This is a genomic window from Mesorhizobium alhagi CCNWXJ12-2 (assembly GCF_000236565.1).
Taxonomy (GTDB): Bacteria; Pseudomonadota; Alphaproteobacteria; order Rhizobiales; family Rhizobiaceae; genus Allomesorhizobium; species Allomesorhizobium alhagi.
Genome location: NZ_AHAM01000189.1, coordinates 31,659 through 53,313 on the forward strand (window position 1 = coordinate 31,659; position 21,655 = coordinate 53,313).

At 63.4% G+C, this 21,655-nt stretch carries 16 protein-coding genes; 6 read left to right on the forward strand and 10 right to left on the reverse strand.

Annotated elements, in window-relative coordinates; all coding sequences use genetic code 11:
- Window positions 1-32: 32 nt before the first annotated feature.
- Window positions 33-2,369 carry a xanthine dehydrogenase family protein molybdopterin-binding subunit gene (locus tag MAXJ12_RS22260; RefSeq protein WP_008838254.1) on the forward strand — a complete coding sequence of 779 codons (2,337 nt, stop codon included), beginning with the start codon at window positions 33-35 and terminating at the stop codon, window positions 2,367-2,369.
- A gap of 84 nt (window positions 2,370-2,453) precedes the next feature.
- Here MAXJ12_RS22260 and MAXJ12_RS22265 read toward each other — a convergent pair whose 3' ends face one another.
- From MAXJ12_RS22265 to MAXJ12_RS22305, 8 genes are all read right to left on the reverse strand, one after another.
- On the reverse strand, window positions 2,454-3,521 hold the full coding sequence (locus MAXJ12_RS22265; RefSeq protein WP_008838255.1) for an AbrB family transcriptional regulator: 1,068 nt from the start codon (window positions 3,519-3,521) through the stop codon (window positions 2,454-2,456).
- 232 nt (window positions 3,522-3,753) lie between these two features.
- Entirely contained in the window at window positions 3,754-4,542 is a 789-nt protein-coding gene (locus tag MAXJ12_RS22270; RefSeq protein WP_008838257.1) for an enoyl-CoA hydratase-related protein, read from the reverse strand.
- A gap of 53 nt (window positions 4,543-4,595) precedes the next feature.
- Window positions 4,596-5,783 carry an acetyl-CoA C-acyltransferase gene (locus tag MAXJ12_RS22275; protein WP_008838258.1) on the reverse strand — a complete coding sequence of 396 codons (1,188 nt, stop codon included), beginning with the start codon at window positions 5,781-5,783 and terminating at the stop codon, window positions 4,596-4,598.
- Window positions 5,780-7,921 carry a 3-hydroxyacyl-CoA dehydrogenase NAD-binding domain-containing protein gene (locus MAXJ12_RS22280; RefSeq protein WP_008838259.1) on the reverse strand — a complete coding sequence of 714 codons (2,142 nt, stop codon included), beginning with the start codon at window positions 7,919-7,921 and terminating at the stop codon, window positions 5,780-5,782. Before MAXJ12_RS22280 ends, MAXJ12_RS22275 begins: the two co-directional genes overlap by 4 nt.
- Window positions 7,922-8,051: 130 nt before the next feature.
- On the reverse strand, window positions 8,052-8,831 hold the full coding sequence (locus tag MAXJ12_RS22285; protein WP_008838260.1) for an SDR family oxidoreductase: 780 nt from the start codon (window positions 8,829-8,831) through the stop codon (window positions 8,052-8,054).
- The gene (locus MAXJ12_RS22290) at window positions 8,828-9,604 is read right to left on the reverse strand and encodes an SDR family NAD(P)-dependent oxidoreductase (protein WP_008838261.1); all 777 of its coding nucleotides are present in this window, start codon (window positions 9,602-9,604) and stop codon (window positions 8,828-8,830) included. The genes MAXJ12_RS22285 and MAXJ12_RS22290 overlap by 4 nt, the downstream gene beginning before the upstream one ends.
- 96 nt (window positions 9,605-9,700) lie before the next feature.
- A complete protein-coding gene (locus MAXJ12_RS22295; RefSeq protein WP_008838262.1) occupies window positions 9,701-10,429 on the reverse strand; it encodes a GntR family transcriptional regulator in 729 nt (242 codons plus the stop codon).
- Between the two features lie 172 nt (window positions 10,430-10,601).
- On the reverse strand, window positions 10,602-11,657 hold the full coding sequence (locus tag MAXJ12_RS22305; protein WP_008838264.1) for a phosphotransferase family protein: 1,056 nt from the start codon (window positions 11,655-11,657) through the stop codon (window positions 10,602-10,604).
- A gap of 228 nt (window positions 11,658-11,885) precedes the next feature.
- On the opposite strand from MAXJ12_RS22305, the gene MAXJ12_RS22310 reads away from it, so the two are divergent.
- Both MAXJ12_RS22310 and gcvA read left to right on the forward strand, forming a co-directional pair.
- Window positions 11,886-13,163: an acyl-CoA dehydrogenase family protein gene (locus MAXJ12_RS22310; RefSeq protein WP_008838265.1), complete on the forward strand. Its 1,278-nt coding sequence runs from the start codon at window positions 11,886-11,888 to the stop codon at window positions 13,161-13,163.
- Window positions 13,164-13,609: 446 nt separating this feature from the next.
- The gene (gcvA, locus tag MAXJ12_RS22315) at window positions 13,610-14,545 is read left to right on the forward strand and encodes a transcriptional regulator GcvA (protein ID WP_008838266.1); all 936 of its coding nucleotides are present in this window, start codon (window positions 13,610-13,612) and stop codon (window positions 14,543-14,545) included.
- A 73-nt stretch (window positions 14,546-14,618) separates the two neighbouring features.
- Here gcvA and MAXJ12_RS22320 read toward each other — a convergent pair whose 3' ends face one another.
- Window positions 14,619-15,521, reverse strand: coding sequence for a 2-keto-4-pentenoate hydratase (locus MAXJ12_RS22320; RefSeq protein ID WP_139043984.1), 903 nt, complete (start codon window positions 15,519-15,521; stop codon window positions 14,619-14,621).
- 262 nt (window positions 15,522-15,783) lie between these two features.
- Here MAXJ12_RS22320 and MAXJ12_RS22325 point away from each other — a divergent pair, with 262 nt between their 5' ends.
- From MAXJ12_RS22325 to MAXJ12_RS22330, 3 genes are all read left to right on the forward strand, one after another.
- Window positions 15,784-16,563: an SDR family oxidoreductase gene (locus MAXJ12_RS22325; RefSeq protein ID WP_008838268.1), complete on the forward strand. Its 780-nt coding sequence runs from the start codon at window positions 15,784-15,786 to the stop codon at window positions 16,561-16,563.
- A gap of 162 nt (window positions 16,564-16,725) precedes the next feature.
- Entirely contained in the window at window positions 16,726-17,148 is a 423-nt protein-coding gene (locus MAXJ12_RS40075) for a helix-turn-helix domain-containing protein (protein WP_008838269.1), read from the forward strand.
- A gap of 303 nt (window positions 17,149-17,451) precedes the next feature.
- A complete protein-coding gene (locus MAXJ12_RS22330) occupies window positions 17,452-20,910 on the forward strand; it encodes an indolepyruvate ferredoxin oxidoreductase family protein (protein ID WP_040587342.1) in 3,459 nt (1,152 codons plus the stop codon).
- A 141-nt stretch (window positions 20,911-21,051) separates the two neighbouring features.
- Here MAXJ12_RS22330 and MAXJ12_RS22335 read toward each other — a convergent pair.
- Window positions 21,052-21,655: isocitrate lyase/PEP mutase family protein (locus MAXJ12_RS22335; RefSeq protein ID WP_008838272.1), on the reverse strand; the 604-nt coding region annotated here is incomplete at its 5' end.

Consider the following 21,655-nt stretch of genomic DNA (forward strand, 5'->3'; position numbering starts at 1 on the left):
CCGCGGACAAGAGCGAAACGGAAAGATCCTCGATGCGCAACGGTGATATGATGCGCGTCGAGGATCGCAGTCTCGTCCAGGGACGAGGACGCTACACCGACGACATCGTACTCGAGAACATGGCCTATGCCGCCTTCGCGCGCTCGCCCTATCCTCATGCGCGGCTGCTTTCGGTAGACGGCAGCATTGCCGCCGGGCAGGAGTCGGTACTCGCGGTCTACACGCTCGAAGACTACCGCGCGGACGGCTGCCGGCCATTGCCCTACCTCCTGCCGCCACCGGAGAACAGGATTGGTGCTGCGGCCTTCCTTCCCGACCGCTGGCCCCTTGCGGGTGGTCGATTGCGACATGTCGGCGACCCGTTCGCCCTGGTGGTCGCAACCACGCTGGAGGCGGCGCTGGAGGCGGCCGAATCGGTCGTTGCCGAAGCCGCGATGCTCGCTCCGGTCATGGAAATGCGGGACGCGACGCGCTCGTTTCAGCCGATCTGGGAGGAGTGCGCGGACAACGTCTGTTTCCTTCATGAGGCGGGAGACGCCGACAGTACCGCGGCGGCTTTCGGCTCTGCCCCGCACGTGGTCTCCGGCAGGTTCGTGATTCCCCGTGTGAGCGCGAATCCGCTGGAACCTCGCGGCTGTGTCGCCGCCTACGATCCCGACAGCGATAGGTTGACCGTTTTCGCCGGTGTTCAGGACGTTTTTGGATGCAGGAGCGGATTGGCAACGGCGCTTTGCCGCACACAGGAGAGCATCGACGTGGTTTCGCCGTGTGTCGGCGGCAGCTTCGGGCTCAAGTACCTCGACCCGGAAACGACGGCGGTATGCTGGGCCGCTACGAAGCTCCGGCGGCCCCTGAAGTGGGTGTCGTCGCGCTCCGAAGCCTTTCTCAGCGACAACCACTCGCGCGACAACGTGACCATCGGCGAACTCGCTGTCTCGTCAAAAGGCGAGTTTCTCGCGTTGCGCGTCAGGACCGATGCCAATGTCGGCGCCTACGCCGCGTCGCTCGCTTCTGCCTCTCCTGTCAACAACCTTGGCTCGCTTGCCGGCGTCTATCGTACCCCCGCCATCGACGTGCGGGTCAGGGGCATCTTCACCAACACCAACCCGACCGGTCCTTACAGAGGCGCGGGGAGGCCGGAAGCCAGCTATGTGATCGAACGGCTTGTCGACATGGCGGCGAGAAGGCTGGGCCTCGACAGAACCGAGATCCGGCGCCGCAACATGATCCGCGCCGAAGAAATGCCCTACCGTACCGCCCTCACATATACCTACGATTGCGGCGAATTCGAAACTGTGATGGACAAGGCGTTGCGGGCCGCCGACTGGAACGATTTCGAACGAAGACGGGGACGTTCACGCCAGGACGGCAAGCTGAGGGGGATCGGGATATCCACTGTCATCGAGCGGGCCACCCTGGCCTGGACGTTCGAAAACGTACGCACCATCGCCAGATCCGATGGCCGGCTCACGATCGTGGCCGGCGGTTCCGATCAGGGTCAGGGACATGGAACCATGTATACCCAGCTGGCGACATCCTGGCTGGGACTGTCTCCCGACAGCATCGAAGTCGTAGAAGGCGATACTCGGTGGTTGCCGTCCGGAGGAATGACCGGAAGCTCGCGCACGTCGGCAATGGGTTCGGCCGCACTCGATCGATCAGTTCAGGATCTACTGAAGAGGGCCAAACCGATCGCCGCAGATCATCTGGAAGCGCATTCCGCCGACGTCGAGTTCAGAGCTGGCTTCTTCGTGGTGGCCGGGACCGATAGGCAGGTTGCGCTGACCGAAGTTTTCCGGATCGCCGCGGCAGCCGCGCCCGGATCGGCATCCGGAGGCCTTGAGGGAAACGGTCATTACAGTGCCGAAGTGGAGAATTTTCCGAACGGATGCCACGTCTGCGAGGTCGAAATCGATCCTGAGACCGGTGAACTCACGTTCTGTGACTATGTGGTAGTGGACGATGTCGGCAACGTCATCAACGAAACCATCGTAGACGGTCAACTCCACGGCGGAATCGCGCAAGGGATCGGCGAGGCGCTGATGGAAGCGGTTCGCTACGGAGACGATGGTCAGCTCATGTCCGGAAGCTTCATGGACTACGCCATGCCCAGAGCGGGCGACATGTGCGGCTTCAGGACAGGACTTCATCCGGTGCCCACGGCGACGAACCCCGTAGGCGCGAAGGGCGCGGGAGAGGCCGGCCTGGTGGGGGCGCTGCCCGCCATTGTCGGTGCCATCGTCGATGCATTGGCGGACTATGATGTCGACCACCTCGACATGCCGATCACCAGTGCGAAAATCTGGTCGGCGATCAGCGGCCACTGCCGAGCCGATTCCCCAATGGTCCACGAACCGCCGGCTGAATGAACCTGTCTTTGCGTCCCTACGCTCTCTGGCGGACTCGCACCATGCCGTTGCCTGGCCAGCCTACGAAAGGCGCCGTTCCCGCTATCAGTCCGCGACAAAAACGCGGTACACCATCGGTACGAACAGCAGGACAATGGCAATGCGAACCACATGCAGAGCCGCGACCAGCGCGACGTCCACTCCCATAGCATATGCAATGAGGCTCATTTCCGGGAACCCTCCCGGTGCGAAAGCCAACAGCAGGGCGGAAACGTCGAATGGCGAGATCCGGCTCACCACGTAGGCTCCGAAGAGGGCAATGAGGACCATCATCAGACTGGACCCCAGTCCGAACAGGAGAGCCTGCCCGACGAGGCGAGGCGGGACACCGACAAATCCGACCCCCACCGAGACGCCAAGCACGACCTGGGCGGAGATGACGAATTCGCTAGGGACACTGAAATCGCTCATCCCGCTCAGGTGAAACAGTGCGCTGACGATCATGGGGCCTACGAATGCGTACGCCGGAAATTTCAGAGCCTTACCCAGGTAAGTCCCGGCCACTGCAAAGGCGAGGATCAGGCAGAGCGTTGCGATGTCCATCTGGGCGATGGATGGGCCCGAAATCGTGCGGCCCGAAAACGGAATATCCAAGACATATCGGATCACCCAGGGCAGCAACATCACGACCAGGAGTATTCGCGAGGAGTGAGCCAGCGCAATATCGGTTTCCTTGCCACCGCCCAAACCTCCCAGGATGACCATCTCGGTCAGACCGCCCGGGGAACTCGAATAGAAAGCCGTCGCCTTGTCGAACTTCGCGACCGAATGGTAGTAGAGATAGTTGACCGTTACGATCGTTGCGACGACCACGAGCAGTCCGGCCAGCGGTGTTGCCCAGATGTCGAGCCTTTCGAGGAGCTCCGGTTTGAATGTCGTTCCGAGCATGACGCCGATGAGGGCGACGACCGGAGGTCTGGTCCAACTGGGGCTGGTCAGGCGCGGATATGCAAGATTGACCAGCAGGCAAGCGTACATCGGCCCGAGAACGAACGGCAGCGGCAGGTGCACCAGATAGAAGGCTATCGCTCCGATCACCCCAACGGCAAGCGCCGGGATCAGGCCGTCAATCAGGTATTGCCGCGGTCCTGCAATCCTTGGCCGCTTCAACATTGCGGATGCTCACGCACGAATGCTACCTGTTCCCCCCGTCCGGCGCCATATTCCGGATCATCAAGAAGCAGGAAGATCATCGCACAACGCAAATTTCCTATGCTTCGCATCAGTTTTCCTAATGTAGCCGGTAATCACCCAGAAACCCGAGCATACGCGCATCGCGTATCTTACCAGCCGTCTGGCTTCCTCCTCCCGGTCAGTTGTACGGCTCTGCCGGTCGCCATGAGACCTAGGCTCCCCGCCAGACCGGATCCCGTTTCTCCTTGAAGGCGACGGCGCCTTCGCGTGCATCCTCGCTGGTCTCCACCCTGCGCCATTCCAGAACCGTCTTGGCCCAGCCGTCGGCTTCTCCCGCTGCCGCTGCGATTTCGCAAAGCGACAGTGAGGCCGCGACTGCCAGCGGTGCATTGATGGCGATCCTTCGCGCCAAGTCTTCGGCTGCTGCGTTCAGTTCCGGCGTCGACACGACGGTGTTGAGAAGTCCCAGTTCGTACGCGCGTGCGGCAGTGATGGGATCGCCGGTCAGGAGCATCTCGCGCGCGACGACCAGCGGCATCCGGGACGCCAGTCGCACCGCGCCGCCTCCCGCGGCGATGATCCCGCGCTTGACTTCGGGAAGGGCGAAGCGCGCGTCGATTGTCGCAACGGCGAGATCGCACGCCAGCATGATCTCGAAACCGCCGGCAAACGCCCCGCCCTGGACCGCCGCGATGATCGGCTTCCTACGGCGCCGCCGAACGAAAAAGGCGAAACCGTCCTCGTCGTCCAGGCCTGGCCGTTCCCCGGCAGCGAACGCCGCCAGGTCCATGCCCGCGCAGAACACCGGCCCTGCGCCGCCGAGGATCGCCACGCGCGCCGAGGCATCATCCTCGAAAGCCGTGACGGCTTCCCGCAAGGCAAGCGCCATCCGAGTGTCGATGGCGTTGCGCTGCTCGGGCCTGTTCAGGCAGATTCGGCCGATGCGGGCATCCCGCGCAGACGGCGAATAGGTGACGAGGGACGACTGCGAGGCTGTCATGGAGCGAGACCTTCAGCGTTGCGGTTTCAGAGTATCCGGTTGCCGGCCGGCATTCACAGACAGGTCTCGAACAGCCCTGCCGCGCCCATGCCGCCGCCCACGCACATGGTTACGACCACATATTTCACGCCGCGCTTGCGGCCTTCCATCAGCGCGTGGCCGACCAGCCGCGCTCCCGTCATCCCGTAGGGATGTCCGATGGAAATGCCGCCGCCGTTGAGGTTGTATCGCTCGGGATCGATGCCAAGCCGATCGCGGCAATAGATCGCCTGACAGGCGAAGGCTTCGTTCAGTTCCCACAGGCCGATGTCGTCAACCGTCAGACCATGTTGGCGGAGCAGCTTGGGCACCGCGAAGACGGGCCCGATACCCATCTCGTCGGGTGCGCAACCGGCAACGGCCATGCCTCGATAGAGGCCGAGAGGCGTGAGCCTGCGCGAAGCCGCCAATGATCCTTCCATCAGCATCAGCGCCGCGGCGCCGTCGGACAGCTGCGAGGCGTTGCCGGCGGTCACCGTGCCGCCCTCGATCACCGGCTTCAGCCCGCTCAGGCTTTCGAGCGTCGTACCCGGGCGATTGCACTCGTCCTTGGCCAAGGTGACGGCCTGCTCGCGCGTCTCCCCGGTGGTCCGGTCCGTTTCCAGCATCGTGGTCGCGAAGGGAACGATCTCGTCGTCGAAGAGGCCGGCGGACTGGGCACGGGCAGTACGTGCCTGCGATTCCAGCGCATAAAGGTCCTGTGCCTCGCGGGTGATGCCGTAGCGTTCGGCGACGACTTCGGCCGTCTTCAGCATCGGCATGTAGGCCGCCGGTACTTTTGCGGTCACCGCCGCGTCGGCCTCGGCCGACACCCAGTCGAAATATCTGCCCTGGACGGCGGAAATGTTCTCCTGCCCGCCGGCCGCGACGATGTTCATTCCGTCGCAGACGATCTGCTTGGCAGCCGTGGCGACCGCCGTCAGTCCCGAGGCGCATTGACGATCCATGGTCTGGGCGGCGACTTCGGGCGGGAGCCCGGCCGCAAACACCGCATTGCGCGCGAGGTTCATCCCCGCCGTGCCGGCCGCGAGCACCGTCCCCAGCACGAAATCATCGATCTCACCCCCTTCGACGCCGGCCCGCTCCACTGCATGGGCGAGCGCGAATCCGGCCAGACTCGGCGATTTCGTGGCGTTCAGCGCCCCACGAAACGCCTTGCCGATGCCGGTCCGCGCGGTGCTGACTATGACTGCTTCTCTCACGGCCGTCCTCCCTGCGATGTCCACTTGCTGATCCTGCCGCCCTCTTCGGCCAGGCGGCGCAGCAACGGTGCGACGCTCCAGTACCCGTACGGGTCGCCGCCCCTTGCCGCGTAGTGCTCCATGCCCGTGACAATGCGCGCGAGCCCGATTTCGTCGGCCATGAAGAGCGGACCTCCGCGCCAGCGCGGGAAACCGTAGCCGGAGGTCCAGGCCACGTCGATGTCGGAGCCGCGATAGGCAATCTTCTCCTCTAGGATCAGCGCTGCCTCGTTGACCATCGGAAAGAACAGCCGCTCGAAGATCTCTTCTTCGGGAAAATGCTTCCTGCGAGCGATCCCAAGCTCGGCCGCCAGCCCGGTACAAAGCGCGGAGTGATCGGGATCGGGCAGAGCCTTGCGCCCCTCGTAGAGGTAGTAGCCAAGACCAGATTTCTGCCCGTGCCTGCCGGTTTCGTACATTCTGCGGCAGAGCGCCCGATAGGCCGGATCGCGCGGCCCGGCGCCCGAGGCGACCCACTCGATGACCGTGCGCGCGCCGACGTCCACGCCGGCCATGTCGAGCATCCGGCTCGGTCCCATGGACATGCCGAGAAACGCCGGATCCTCGATAACCCGGTCGATGTCTTGCGGCGAGGCTCCTTCCAGCTGCATGGCTTCGCTTTCTCGCATGTAGACCTCGGCCATGCGATTGCCGATGAAGCCGTAGCACACGCCGCTGACCACCACCGTCTTTCCGATCCGGCGGGCCGTCCTCAGGATCGTTTGCAGGACATCCGGCGCTGTTGATTTCCCGCGCACCACTTCCAGCAACCGCATGATGTGTGCGGGCGAGAAGAAGTGCGTGCCGATGACGTCGCCGGGCCGGCCGGTCGCGGCCGCGATCGCATTGACGTCGAGCGTGGAGGTGTTGGTGGCGATGATCGCTCCGGGGTTGCAGAGACTGCCCAGTTCCCGTGCGACGGCAAGCTTGAGCTCCATGTCCTCGAACACGGCCTCGACAACGAGATCGGACGAGGCGAGTGCGGCAGCGCCGACCGCGCCCTCTATGCGCGCAAGGGTGGTCTTCGCCGCCTCGTCGGACAGGCGGCCGCGGCGTACGAACGCACCGAGGGCATCGCTCAACCCCTCGAATGCGCGGTCGATCGCGGACTGCTCGGTGTCCGAGAGGATCACCTCGAAACCGGCAAGCGCAAAGCTGAGCGCGATCCCGGTCCCCATCGTGCCCGCGCCGAGGATGCCGACTTGCTCGACCGACCGGGTCGGGGATTCTTTCGGCAGATCGGGTATCGAGGCCGCGGCACGTTCGGCAAAGAAGAGGTGGCGCTGCGCGCGGGCAGGTACCGAGGGCACCAGTCTCGCGAACCAGTCAGCCTCTATCGCCGCGCCTTCGGCAAAGGGCCGCTCGATTGCGGCGGCCAGCGCCTCCGCTACCGCCCGATAGGCCGGCTCTTGCGGTTTTCCCGCCGCGGTCTTGCGCAGGCCGTCGAGCACTTCCTGATCCGCCCGTCCTTGCAAGGGCGCCGGCTCTGGCCGGCCCCGCGATGCGACGTATCCGACGAAGTCCGCGATGGCGGCGCCGTCCATGGGATCGGCGATACGATCGATCAGCCCGATCTCGAGCGCCTTCTCCGTGCCGATGGCTTCGCCCGTAGAGATCATCCGGGCCGCTTCCGCAAGCCCGACGAGGCGCGGCAGGCGCTGCGTCCCGTGCGAGCCGGGGATGAGCCCAAGCCGGATTTCCGGCATTCCGAACGCGGTTCCCTCGGCCGCGATGCGTCCGTGGCAGGCGAGTGCCAATTCGAGCCCGCCGCCGAGGACGGTTCCAAAAAGCACTCCGACCACCGGCCGGCTGCTCGCCGCGATCCGGTCGAGGAGGGCGTTCAAGGGCTCCGCGGAAAATGCCGGATTGTCGAAAAGCGCGATGTCGCCGCCGGCCACGAAGGTCCGGCCGGCGCAGCGAATGATCAGGCCGTCGGCGGAACCGTCCTTTTCGAACAGGTCGAAGCCCGCGATCAGCCCCTCTATCACGGAGCGTGAGAGAGCGTTGACGGGCGGATTGTCGATCGACAGAACCGCCAGCGCCCCCTCCCGCGCGAATGTCACCGTCTCGGCCATCTCTTCTCCCGACTCGACCGCCATTCACGTATTCCCTTCTCTCAAGGAGCTTTCTCGTCCGTTGCGAACTCCGCGAAGCCGGTTTCCTTCCTGCACGACGGTCCCCTCCGATCCGACCGAACCGTGACCTGAGGTCTCCGACAAGGAGAAGGACCTATTTCATCGTCCGCTGCAGCCGGGCCATGCCGTCCAGCCATCGGTCGTAGTCCGCCGCCTTGCGCTGCATGTACTTCGCGACGTCAGAATGCGGCAGGATGAGGAACCGGCCTTCCACGATCGCGGCCAGCGTCACGGCAGCCACCTTCTCCGCGGACATCACGCCGTCCGCCGATTGAGGGCCTTCGGGCAGGCCCCGCAGCATCGGTGTGTCCACGCCCTGCGGGCAGAGCGCAAAGACGCGGATGCCGTCGTCGCGGTGCGTGATGGCAAGGTTCTCCGCGAAGCCGATCGCGGCGTGTTTCGTCGTCGCGTAGACCGCGCTGCCGATCTGGTTGAGCAGCGCGGCGGCCGAGATCGTCTGCAGGAATGCGCCACCGCCGCGTGCCTTCATGAGCGGAACGAGTACCCGCGCGGCGTGAACATGCGCCATCACGTTGATCGCCCACGCCCTCTGCCACACCGCGTCGGGAGCCATGGCGGCATTCTCGAAGCTCTGATCGAAACCCGCGGCGATCCCGGCATTGGAGCAGAACAGTTCGACCGGACCGACTTCCGCCTCGACCCGGTAAACGAGCGCTTCGATCTGCTGCTGCTCCGAGACGTCGCAGGGTACGGCGATCCCGCCGATGTCGGCCGCCACCCTGCCGGCGCCGGGGACGTCGATATCGGAAACCACCACCTTGCGCGCCCCGGCGGAGGCGAAGGCCCTGCACAGTGCTTCCCCGATGCCGCTGGCGCCGCCGGTGACGACGACGATCTTGCCTTCGATCGTCATGCGCCGGTCACTCCCGCGATGGTCACCCCGCCGTCGACGACGATCGTCTGGCCGGTCACGAACGATCCCGCGCGCGCCGACAGGAAGATCGCGGTCCCCGCGATCTCGTCGGCTTCGCCAATGCGGCCGAGCGGGGTCTTCGCTTCGTATCCGCCCAATACGTCCGGGTTGGTCCAAAGGGCGCGCGAGAACGCGGTTCTGACCAGGCCCGGCGCGATGCAATTGACGCGGACGTTGTCCTTGCCGAATTCGACCGCCAGGTTTCGTGCGAGCTGCATGTCCGCCGCCTTCGAGATGTTGTAGGCGCCGATCGCGGCGGAGCCCGTCAGCCCTCCGATCGACGAGATGATCGTGATGGCGCCGTCACGGCGGGCGCGCATCCCTGGCGCGACCAGCGAGATCAGCCAGTGCGTGGAGAGCACGTTGTTCTCGAATACCTTCCGGAACTGCTCGTCCGTGATGCCCGCCAATGGCCCGTAGTGGGGGTTGCTGGCTGCGTTGCAGATCAGTAAGTCGATCCCTCCCCAGGCCGAGTTGGCCGTCTCGACGAGGTTCTCCAGGTCGGCGCGTACGGAAATATCCGCAGGGATCGGGATTGCCAGGCCATCCCCGTGCGCCTGGTTGATGGCGTCCGCGGCCGCCTGGCAGGCGTCGGACTTGCGTGAGGAGATCGTCACTCGCGCGCCGGCTTCCGCCATGCGGGTCGCGATCGCGAGGCCGATCCCGCGTGATGATCCCGAAATGAGGGCGCGCGCGCCCGTCAGGTCGAACAAACCTGTCACCGGCATGTTCCGCTTGGGGCAACCATGCGTCCTCGTTCCTCCCTCCCGGGTGGATTTCCGGGGCAGGCCGGGAGGACATGCGCTGCATTAGTCATGATCGATCTCCTCGTCGTCCATGCCATCGGTCTGCCTGGAAACGGCCGGTGCGAAAATCGACTCGGGTGCGGCGTTCAACGCCTGGATGACGTGTCGCAGGTGGCGTCGGCCGGCCGCCTCCGCCCGGTCGCCGTCGCCGGACAGGATTGCGTCCGCCATCGCGCGATAGTCGGCGAAGCGCTCCTTCGCCGGCCGGCGAAGGTAGGTGCGGATCAGGTGGACCTGGAAGCTGGGGATGAGACGGGCGAGGGCACGGTTGCCGGCGGCACGGGTCATGGCGCGATAGAAGCGGTTTCGCGCCTGAACGTGGTCGAACGAATCCTCCTTGTCGGCGAAGGAGGCGAGGTGCGCGTAGGCCGCCCCGAAGTTTTCCCGGCTCGCGGATCCTGCCATGTTCTGCGCCGCCAGCCTGGCGGCGAGGCCGATCGTCACTTCCAGGAGTTGGAGTATTTCCGTCGCTTCAGCCCGCGAGAGGTGACGAATCTGTGCGCCGCGGAAGGCAGTGATGCTGACCACCCCCTCCGCGGCAAGCCGCTTCAGCGCCTCGCGCACGGTACCGCGGCTGACGGCGTAGAGGCGCATCATGTCGGGTTCGATCAGTCTCTGCCCGGCAGCAAATCGGCCATCGTAGAGCCCGCGGACGATGTCGCGCACGATCTGGTCGGACGAACTCAGCCGCGGTCGATCGGCTCCGCGGGCGGGCGCAGTCTGCGCGGTCATCGACGCCCCCCCTCGCGGTTGCACGCCGGGCCGCGGTCCCCGATGGCGGAGAGCTTCGCCGGGATGCTTTCTGGCGCTTCGTCGAGGGCGTCACGACCTGCGGGCGCGCGAACGGAGGCGATTTCCGCTCCGCTCCAGGCCGCGCCGGCAATCCCGATCTGCGCCTTGTGCGTCACGTGCCGCCTCCGCTACCCTGCGCCAGTTCGACCGCGACCTCCGAGATGGGCCGGGCTTTCGCGCCAATCTCGGCAGCATCCGCGTTGGAGGCCGTGCCGTCCAGCGCGCGTTTGGCGATGCCCTGCATGATCGCGGCGATCCTGAACATCGACAGCACGAGGAAGAATTTCCAGTGACGGGTGTCGGAGAGACCGGTGCGTTCGACATAGCGGGCGAGATAGGTCTGCTCGTCCGGGATTCCGGTCCCTGCGAAATCGGTGCCGGCCAGTCCGCGGAACAACTCCGGCCGCAGACGCCAGCTCATCATGTGATAGGCGAAATCCGCCATCGGGTCTCCGAGCGTGGAAAGCTCCCAATCGAGCACGGCGACGACGCGCGGCTCGGTCGGGTGGATCAGTAAGTTGTCGAGGCGATAGTCGCCATGAACCAGCCGTGTGGGACCGTCCGGTGGAAGGTTGCGCGGCAGCCAGTCGATGAGCCAGTCCATTGCAGGGTTCGGATCGATTTCGGAGGCGCGGTACTGCCTCGTCCAGCGCGCTACCTGCCGTTCGGCATAGGCCCCGGCCCGGCCGTAGTCACGAAGGCCGATGGCCGCGACATCGAGGGAGTGAATGCGCGCGATCGTCTCGTTCATGGAATTGAAGATCGCCGATCGCTCCGCGCGGTCGAGGTCGATGAGCCGGGGATCCCAGAAGACACGCCCCGGGACGTAGTCCATCACATAGAACACGGTGCCGATGACGCTTTCGTCCCCACACAGCGCTCTGACGCACGGCACCGGGACGCCGGTACCCCGCAGCGCTTCCATAACGCGGAACTCCCGGTCGACGGCGTGCGCACTGGGCAGCGTTGGGCCCGCCGGCTTGCTCCGCAGAACGAGATCCAGGTCGGTCGCACGCAGACGGAAGGTCGGATTCGACTGGCCGCCCGCGGTTCGCTCCAGCCGAATCTCGCCCCGAAAACCCGGTATGGTTGCCGACAGCCATCGCGTCAGCCGTGCCCGGTCGGGTACCCAGTCTCCTGCGCCGCCTGTTCCGGTGGCAGTGCCCATTTCTTTCCTCTCGACGTTCTACGGGCATAGCCGGTCAGTTGCTCCCGTGTAGGACTTCACTGAACAGATAGTCAATCGAAATCGTCGGACGATGTCGCCAAAGCCCTTCAGATCGTCTATGGATGTCTTTGTGCGGCGATCGAAGGCCAAGGCACGGGCGCCTCGATGGCCGCGCGTCATAGTGTGAGTCGGCGAGACATCGCTGCCCGAGATCAGGTGGACGTAGCCATGCTCGAGAAATCGCAACGGGTCCTCGAACTGGAAGAAAGGCTCGTTGCCTTCATGGAGGAGCACATCTATCCGAACGAGGCCCGCTTCTACCGGGAGGCGGAAGACCACGGTCCATGGGCCGTCTATCCGGTCGTCGAGCAACTCAAGCCCAAGGCAAGGGAGGCCGGCCTGTGGAATCTCTTCCTGCCGCACTGCGAACACGGGGGCGGTCTCTCCAATCTCGAATATGCGCCGCTCTGCGAGATCATGGGGCGATCGCATCTGGCGCCCGAGATATTCAACTGTTCGGCGCCGGATACCGGCAACATGGAAGTTCTGGCGCGTTACGGCACGCCGGAACAGCAGGCCCGGTGGCTGATGCCCTTGCTCGCCGGCGAGATCCGTTCGGCCTTCGCCATGACGGAACCCGCCGTCGCGTCCAGCGATGCCACCAACATCGAGAGCGAAATCCGCGCGGATGGCGACGACTACGTCGTCAACGGGCACAAGTGGTACACGACCAATGCCACGGACCCGCGCTGCAAGGTAATCATCTTTATGGGCAAGACGGATCCGGACAACCCGGACCGTCATCGGCAGCAGTCGATGATCCTGGTGCCGCGCGACGCGCCGGGCGTCGAGGTGGTTCGTTCGTTGCCGGTGATGGGCTTCTACGGCGTGCCCGATCGTGCGGCCGAAGTGGTGTTTCGGGATGTCCGCGTGCCGAAGTCCAACCTGTTGCTTGGGGAAGGCCGCGGCTTCGAGATCGCCCAGGGCCGGCTTGGTCCCGGCCGGATTCATCACTGCATGCGCCTGATCGGACTTGCCGAGCGGACGCTGGAAAAAATGTGCCTCCGAATGGCGGAGCGCGCCCCATTCGGCAAGCCTCTGAGCGATCAGTCGGTCAGCCGCGAACGGATCGCCGAATCGCGCATCATGATCGAACAGTGCCGACTGCTCACGCTCAAGACGGCGCACATGATGGACACGGTGGGGAACAAGGGGGCCAGAAGCGAGATCGCGATGATCAAGATAGCCGTCCCGAACATGGCCTGTAAGGTCATCGATTGGGCGATCCAGGCATTCGGCGGCGGCGGTACCAGCAATGATTTCGGTCTAGCCGCAGCTTATGCGACCGCACGGTTGCTGCGACTTGCCGACGGCCCCGACGAAGTTCACCGCGATCAGCTCGCGCGGCTGGGGTTCAGGAAGCAGATGGGCAACAGGCAGCGTGGCGGCGCCTCCAACTGGGCACCGGCTCTAAGCGACCGAGCGCTTGGCGTCGTGACGAAGTGAGCGGCGTGTCTGCGACAGGCATGGGGCTGTCGTGGCGCTTGCGATCATTGCCTGGGGAACGTCGAGTTCGGTTCGGCTTCCGAATCGAACTCGACGCCATGCTGGATCGCGCGCTCTGATGGAAAGCGTCGCGATTGTCGGAGCAGGATGCCGTGGCGCCGGGATCTCGCTGGGCCGTCGATTGACGGCCGGAAACGGTGCATGGAGGGGTGCGGGCCCCCTGGAGCCATTGCCGGCTGGGTTGCGTGATCGTCTGAGGCAGGGCGATCCGTCTCACGGCATGCATGTTGTCGGCCTGCGCTGCCGCATCCAACTGCGCGATCGGCATTGCGTATTGTAGAAAATTGGTACTGTGTTCGAAGACTCGGCAGGCGCCTGAGCATCCGTTTTCCGACCCGTCTCACGTTCGGCGATGCGGGCGGCATGAAGACCGAGGGAGGAAGTCGATGAGTTACCGTCTCCCGCCGCTGAACGCGCTGAAGGCGTTCGAGGCCGCGGCGCGCCTCGGGAGCTTCAGCCGGGCCGCGGACGAACTCTGCGTGACGCAGGGAGCCATCAGTCGCCACATCAAGATCCTGGAGGAGAGTCTCGAGACCAAGCTGTTTCGTCGTGTTCACCGGCAAGTCCACCTGACCGAGGAAGGACTGGCCTATAGCCGAAGTGTGCGCGAGGCCTTTGCGATCATCGAGACGGAGACTGCCAACCTGAATCCTCACTATGCCGACCGGATCATCCGTATCAAAGCACTGCCGACCTTCGCGATGCGGTGGCTCATCCCCCGGCTGTCGGACTTCACCAGGCAGTACCCCGAGTACGAGGTGTCGATCCAGACCAGCCACAAGTTCGCGGACTTCGAATACGACGACCTGGACGGTTCGATCGAGTTTGGTACGGGGAACTGGAAAGACGTGGCCTCCGATCTCCTTTTCCCGACCATGCTGACGCCCGTGTGCAGTCCCCGGCTCGCCGACGGGGCCGGGCCGCCGCAGAGTCTGGAGCAGTTGCCGCGGTATGTGCTGTTGCATTCGAAGCAGCGGCCGGACCTGTGGAACCAGTGGCTTACGAGTGTCGGCGCGACGAACGTGCCCACAAAGGACGTCGCCCGTCTCGAGGATTCCGGACTCGTCTACCAAGCTGCGATCGATGGCCTGGGTCTGGCGATCGCCGAATTCGGATATGTGAAGGAAGACATCAGACTGGGCCGCTTGGTGAAGCCCTTCGACTACATCCTCGTCGGCAACCAAGGCTACTACTTCGTGTGCCTGCCACGGAAGCTGCGACTCAAGAAGGTCGCGGCCTTCCGCAAATGGATCATGTCGAGGGCGGAGGAAACGCGCTCGCTTGCCTCAGAAACTTCGGTTGCGATCGTCGAGGGCGCGTGAGCCCTCGATCCTTGCAGGCATGGACGAAGTCTGCCCAGGGCCAGGCAGGAGGCATATGCAGGTCCGGGTGCGCCTAGCGCCAGGACATTGTCACGGAACCCAGCGTGTCAAATGTTGCGCGGAACACATCGCCGGGTGCGACGTCCGAGGGGCGGCACGGCGCGCCCGTGAGTACCACTTCCCCTGCCTCGATTCTTGCGCCCTGTTCTGCCAGTTTGTCGGCAAGCCAGCAGACGGCGCTGGCCGGATTGCCCATGATCTCCGACATGTGCGGCGTGGCGATGATCTCTCCATTGCGCTCGAACTTCACTGAAATCGATCCAAGGTCCGCATCCCGGATCGGAAGCCGTCCGCGACCGAGCACGAACCGGGCCGCCGATCCATTGTCGCAGATGGCGTCGATCCCGCGCACACGCCAGTCCTGGATCCGGCAGTCGACGATCTCGAAAGCCGGAACCGCGTAGTCGACCGCCGCGATGACGTCTTCGATTGAGGCGTTCGGTCCCGCCAGGGGATGGGCAAGGACGAAGGCCAGTTCCGGCTCGATCTTCGGATCGATGAGTTCGGATCGATCGCCGATCCCGCCATCCTCGATGCGCATCTGATCGAACAGGTGGCCGTAGTCCGGCTCGCTGAGACCCACCATCTTCTGGACGGCCTGACTCGTGAGCCCGATCTTGTAGCCGCACATGCGGTGCCCGATGCCGGCACGTAGGCGGGCTACGTTTGCTTGTACCTCATAGGCCTGATCGACACTCAGTTGCGGGTGCGACAGGCTGATCGGCGGGATCGGCGTCAGGCTCGTCTCGGCATTCCACAGGCTTCTCCCCAGGGACGTGATCTCGTCATCGCGCGTCATGCCCAATCCTCCACTGATTTTTTCGGTTTTATGCACCGCCAGATACGAGCAGTCAACAGCAATTTCATACAATAAAATGCAGGAATATAGTTTAAAATGATAGATGTATCTAGTCAATCGCTACTTCTGTTCCATATAAGACCATTTTATAGGTACTTATCTGTATCAGTAGGATGTCATCAGGTATCAATACCCGCTTTCTCGCGCGAGTCACGCCAATGTTATGATTTTTTACTCATCTAGACGGACTAGCTCAAGTTGACGGCACTGGGGATCACGGCCGTCACTGATGTTGCGGTGACAACTCCTCGTCAGTCTCTGCGCCGCAGTCCGATCGGGGCGGCATGGGCACTATCGAGACGTAATATGGAGAGGGACATTGGATCTGGGACTTGAAGGTAAGACCGCCATTGTGTGCGCCTCGAGCCGGGGGCTTGGAAAGGCCTGCGCTTCGGCGCTTGCGCGCGAAGGCGTACGGATCGTCGTAAACGGGACGGACAAAGCCCGCACCGAGCAGACCGCTGCAGAAATCGGGACGTTCGCAGCCGAAAGGCCGCTGGCTGTGGCGGCGGACATCACCACCCCCGAAGGAAGGCACGCGCTTCTGGCAGCCTGCCCGAAACCTGACATTCTGGTCAACAACGCGGGAGGCCCGCCTATGGGGAACTTCCGGCAGTGGACGAGAAGCGACTGGATTAAGGCGCTCGACCTCAATCTGCTTGGCGCGGTGGAAATGATCAGGGCGATATTGGACGGAATGGTCGAGCGGCGTTTCGGCCGCATCGTCAATATCACGTCCGTTGCGGTCAAAGCGCCGATCCCCGATCTCGATCTGTCGAACGCCTCCCGCAGCGCCCTCACCGGGTTCGTCGGCGGACTGGCGCGTCAGGTCTCCAGGTACAACGTGACCATGAACAATATCCTGCCGGGAAGCTTCGATACCGATCGGCTGGCTTCCGCAGCGTCTCGCCAGGCAAGCGCAAACGCGGTCGCTCTCGAGGACCAATTGCGCGCCATGGGAGAGCGGGAGGTCTCGGGACGGTTCGGATCGCCGGAAGAACTGGGCAGCCTCTGCGCGTTCCTGTGCGCGAGCGGCTCGGGATATCTGACCCGACAGAACATCCTGATCGACGGCGGAACATATCCAGGCATCGTCTGATCGGCTCGGCCCAGTGGCACGATCATGAAACGGATCAAGGCTCCGTGCCTGATCCGGAACATCTGTTCGTATTAGTTTTCCTAATACAAGGATCAGGCATTTTGCATTGAGGAGCCCTCCCGAAAATGGTTCGCTGAAAGAAAAAACTGGGAGAAAATCAAAATGCCTGTATCGAGAGCTGGCGTTGAAGCCCGCTGCGCTGCAATATCAGAATACAGAAAAGCAATTTCTCCTTGGTGTTATGACCACGTACCACGTGACAATTTCTTAGGTATATGCGTTATTGACGATTGCATCGATTACATCGAGAGAAATCTCAGGAAGAAAATTACTCTCGACGATCTTGCAAATTTCTGCGGTCGCAACAAATTCCAGGTCATACGGACGTTCCGCAAATCACTGGGAACCACACCTCACGCCTTTATCCTCGGAGTCCGCGTATCGCGAGCCGCGGAACTCCTGAGGCAGGGAGAACCGGCAGCGGAAGTGGCATGCGAGGTCGGCTTCGTCGATCAAAGCCACCTCATCCGGTATTTCAAACGCCATGTGGGAACGACTCCCAGGCGGTTCGTCTACCAAGCCTAGCCTAGCGGGTGGTATTCGTCGTTGGGTGTGAACCGCGCCGGGTCCGCTGGAGGACGTTTCCTCCGAGTCATGGCGCCAGCTTCTGCACGGCGTACTTGGCATAGAAGCGTTCCTCGGCTTCGGCCGGCGGGATATTCCGATACGCGTCGGTCGAACATTCTGCAAGTTCGTCCAATTTGGGTGGCTCATGTTACCGTATCATTGGTGGATTCGCCGGCACTGTTCACACAGGCCGAGGCGGGCGTCCTGCCGCCCGCAATCGTCGTCGAGAACCGTGCAGGAATGCGGTTCCTGGAATGAGCGATGTTACCTGACCAAGTCTCCCTCGACGACAAATATGCCCTCGAGAATGGAATGGCATATATGTCGGGCGTACAGGCCCTTGTGCGGCTGCCAATGCTGCAGAAGGCAAGGGACGAGGCCAATGGCCTGAATACCGGGGGGTTCATTTCCGGCTACCGCGGCTCGCCTCTCGGCGGATATGATTATGCGATCTGGGGTGCGCAGAAGTGGCTCAAGGCCAAGGGCATCCATTTCGAGCCCGGCCTAAACGAGGATCTCGCTGCCACGTCCATCTGGGGAAGCCAGCAGCTCAACCTCTTCGACGGTGCTCTGGTCGACGGTGTATTCGGCATCTGGTACGGCAAGGGGCCCGGCGCCGACCGCTGCGGTGACGTCTTCAAGCATGCAAATGGAGCCGGCACGTCGCGCAATGGCGGCGTGCTCGCGATCGTGGGAGACGATCATGGATCGCATTCGTCCACGATGCCTCACCAGAGCGAACAGATCTTCGTCGCGGCGATGATGCCCGTGATCGCGCCGGCGACGCTGCAGGATTATCTGGACTTCGGAGTGGGGGGCTTTGCGCTGTCTCGTTATTCCGGCTGCTGGGTCGGCATGAAGGCCGTGGCGCAGACGATCGAAACGGCGGGGACGGTTGAAATTGATCCGATGCGGCCGGACATCGTGGTTCCCGCCGATTTCGATGTGCCGGCCGAAGGCCTGAACATTCGTCTCGTGGACCCGCCACTGGAGCAGGAGAGGCGATTGCATGGCCCGCGCATGGCCGCCGTCCAGGCATTCGCGCGCGCCAACCGCTTTGACCGGCTCGTGTGGAACCCGTCCGGCGCGAAGGTCGGAATTGCTGCGGCCGGGAAGGCGTATCTGGACCTAAAGGAGGCGCTCGACGAGCTCGGCATCGACGAAGCTGCGGCGGAAAGGCTCGGCATCCGCCTGTACAAGATCGGTCTGGTCTGGCCGCTTGAGATCGCTGGCATGAAGGCGTTCGCCGAAGGCCTCGACGAGATCATGGTGGTCGAGGAGAAGCGCGGGCTCATCGAGGACCAGATTGCCAAGATCCTCTACAACGATCCGAAGCGTCCAAGGATCGTTGGCAAGCAGGATCTTGCGGGCGAGGTGCTCTTTCCCAGCGAGGGCGAGATAAACCCCACGCTGGTCGGCCGCCGCGTGGGCGCCTTTCTTTCCTCCGTGCTGGACCGCGACACCGTCATCGAACAGAATCTCGCACGCCTGGAGCAAATCGATCTTGCCGCACGCAACCTGTCGCCCGTCCTGGTCCGTCCACCGTTCTTCTGTTCGGGCTGCCCGCACAACACCTCGACGGTGCTGCCCGAAGGCAGTCGCGGGATGGCCGGCATCGGCTGTCATGGAATGATCGCGTTCATGCCTGAACGGCGAACGCATCTGTGGAGCCACATGGGTGGGGAGGGATTGGCCTGGGTGGGGCAATCCCCGTTCACTTCTCAAAAGCATGTATTCCAGAACCTGGGCGATGGAACGTACTCCCACAGCGGTCTGCTGGCGATCCGAGCGGCCGCCGCGAGCAAGGTGAACATCACCTACAAGATCCTGTACAACGATGCCGTTGCGATGACCGGCGGCCAGTCGGTGGAAGGGGGGCTTACGGTGCCCCAGGTGTGCGAACAGGTCCTGGCTGAGGGTGCGAGGCGCGTGGTTATCGTCACCGATGAGCCGGACAAGTACTCGTCGGGATCAATTCGGATTCCTTTGGGCATCGCTGTGCACCACCGGGACGATCTCGACGCGGTCCAGCGCGACCTGCGCGAAGTGGAAGGTCTGACGATCCTCGTTTACGATCAGACCTGCGCGGCCGAGAAGCGGCGGCGCCGCAAGCGCGGCAAGTTTCCCGATCCGGACCGCCGAATTTACATCAATCAGGCGGTCTGCGAGAACTGCGGCGACTGCACGATCAAATCGAACTGCATCTCGGTACAGCCGGTCGAGACCGATCTTGGAAGAAAGCGCAGGATCGACCAGTCCTCCTGCAACAAGGACTTTTCCTGCGTGAAGGGTTTCTGCCCGAGTTTTGTCAGCGTGTCCGGCGCTCGCGTCAGGAAAGCGAGCCCGGTTGCGCGGATCAGCGCTACTGACGATCTGCCGATGCCCGTGGTAGCCACGATCGACGGGACCTTGAGCATCCTGGTCACCGGTGTCGGCGGCACCGGGGTGATCACCGTCGGAGCGTTGCTCGGCATGGCGGCTCGCCTGGAGGGATTGCATTGCACCGTCCTCGATTCGACCGGAATGGCGCAGAAGAACGGAGCCGTGATGAGCCACGTGCGGATCGGCGGCAAGCCGGCGTCGGTCGCTTCGCGCATACCCGCCGGAAAAGCCGACGTGGTGATCGCCTGCGACACAGTCGTCGCAACGGGACCCGCGGCGCTGGCGACCATCCGGTCCGGCGCGACCCGCGTCATCGCCAACGAGAAGGTCGTGCCGACAGCCGCGTTCATGCAGAACCGCGATTTCGATTTCGAGGAGGCGACGCTGCGCAAGCGTCTGGCGGACGCGGCGGGACGAGATATGATCGATTTCGTCCCGGCTCATTCGATCGCAACGGCGCTGCTCGGCGACGCGATCGCCACGAACACGTTCATGCTCGGATTTGCGTTTCAGAAGGGATTGCTGCCGCTCGGCTTTGAGGCCCTCACCCGGGCCATCGAACTCAACGGCGTCGCCGTCGAAACCAACAAGCAGGCATTCGAGTGGGGCCGGCGCGCGGCGCGGAATCTTGATGCCGTCGTGGAAACCGCCTCGCTGAAGGACGCGGGCCGTGCGCCGGAGACTCTCGAAGAGATCATCGACCACAGGGCGCGGCTTCTGACGGCCTATCAGGATGCTGCCTACGCGGCGCGATATCGCGATGTCGTCGAAAACGTACGCAGGGCCGAAGCCGGAGTGGCACCCGGCACGGCGGACCTGACCCTGACCGTCGCCGTCAACCTGGCCAAGCTCATGGCCTACAAGGACGAGTACGAGGTTGCGCGCCTCTACTCCGACGGCGAGTTCAGGAAACGCCTGAGTCAGGAGTTCGAAGGCGATTATCGCATCGCGCTCCACATGGCTCCGCCGTTCCTCACGAAGCGCAATGACGCGGGAGAGCCGGTGAAGCGAACATTCGGTCCTTGGATCATGCCCGCTCTCGGCGTTCTGGCGAGGCTGAAGTGGCTTCGCAATTCACGCCTCGATCCCTTCGGGCGGACACAGGAAAGACGGATGGAGCGGCAACTGATCGAAGACTACGAAGATAACCTGCGCGGGCTACTCGCGGGATTGCGTCCGGACAATCATGCGGCAGCGGTGGAGATCGCGGCTATCCCCGACATGATCCGCGGCTTCGGCCACGTCAAGCTGCAGAGCATTTCGATCGCCCAGCGTCGCCATGGCGCCTTGATGGAGAAATTTTCCGCCGGTCGCGCCATGCCGGTCGCCGCCGAGTAGGACTGTACCTCCTTGCAGCAAGCCGTAAGGTAAGGCGACGACCCTGCACGTCAGCTTCATGCGCGCCGAGTTCGGTAACTATTTTATCGCGAGGCGCCGGTCGTACATCGTTGCCGCGCTTCGGTCGAAATGTGGTCGGACCTATCGGAAACGCTGCTCCAGTGAAGACCATTCCTCTTCGCGTACGATTTCCCGGAAGAGCGCCCTCGCGCCTTCGAAGTCGGACAGCAGCACGGGCGGCGAATCGTCCGTCGCGAAGCGCTGCAACTGCATCAAGGCGTCGTTCGTGGCCAGCATCGTCCTCAGCATGACGAAGTTCGGGTAAACCACTTGGGAGAACCCCATGGCGGCAAGTTCTGACGGCTTCAGCCAGGTTGGACGGTTCTCCAGCATGTCGACGATCTGGTACGAACCGCGGAACGTCTTTCCCACGCGCTCGAGTTCCTCCACGGTGGATACACCGGGGATGAATACGCCGTCCGCTCCAGCCTTTAGATAGGCGTCGCAGCGCTTCAGCGAGCCTTCCAGTCCTTCGATCGCATACGCGTCGCAGCGAGCGATGACCATCAGATCCTTGTCCGATCGGGTCTCGACCGCAGCCCGGAGCTTCCTGATGATTTCGTCGTGCGGAGCTACGCGGCGGGCGTTGTTGTTACCGGACTGCTTGACCTCGCGTATCTGATCCTCGAGCACGACGGCGCCGACTCCCAGCTCATCATAGATGCGCACCATCCTGACGACGCTC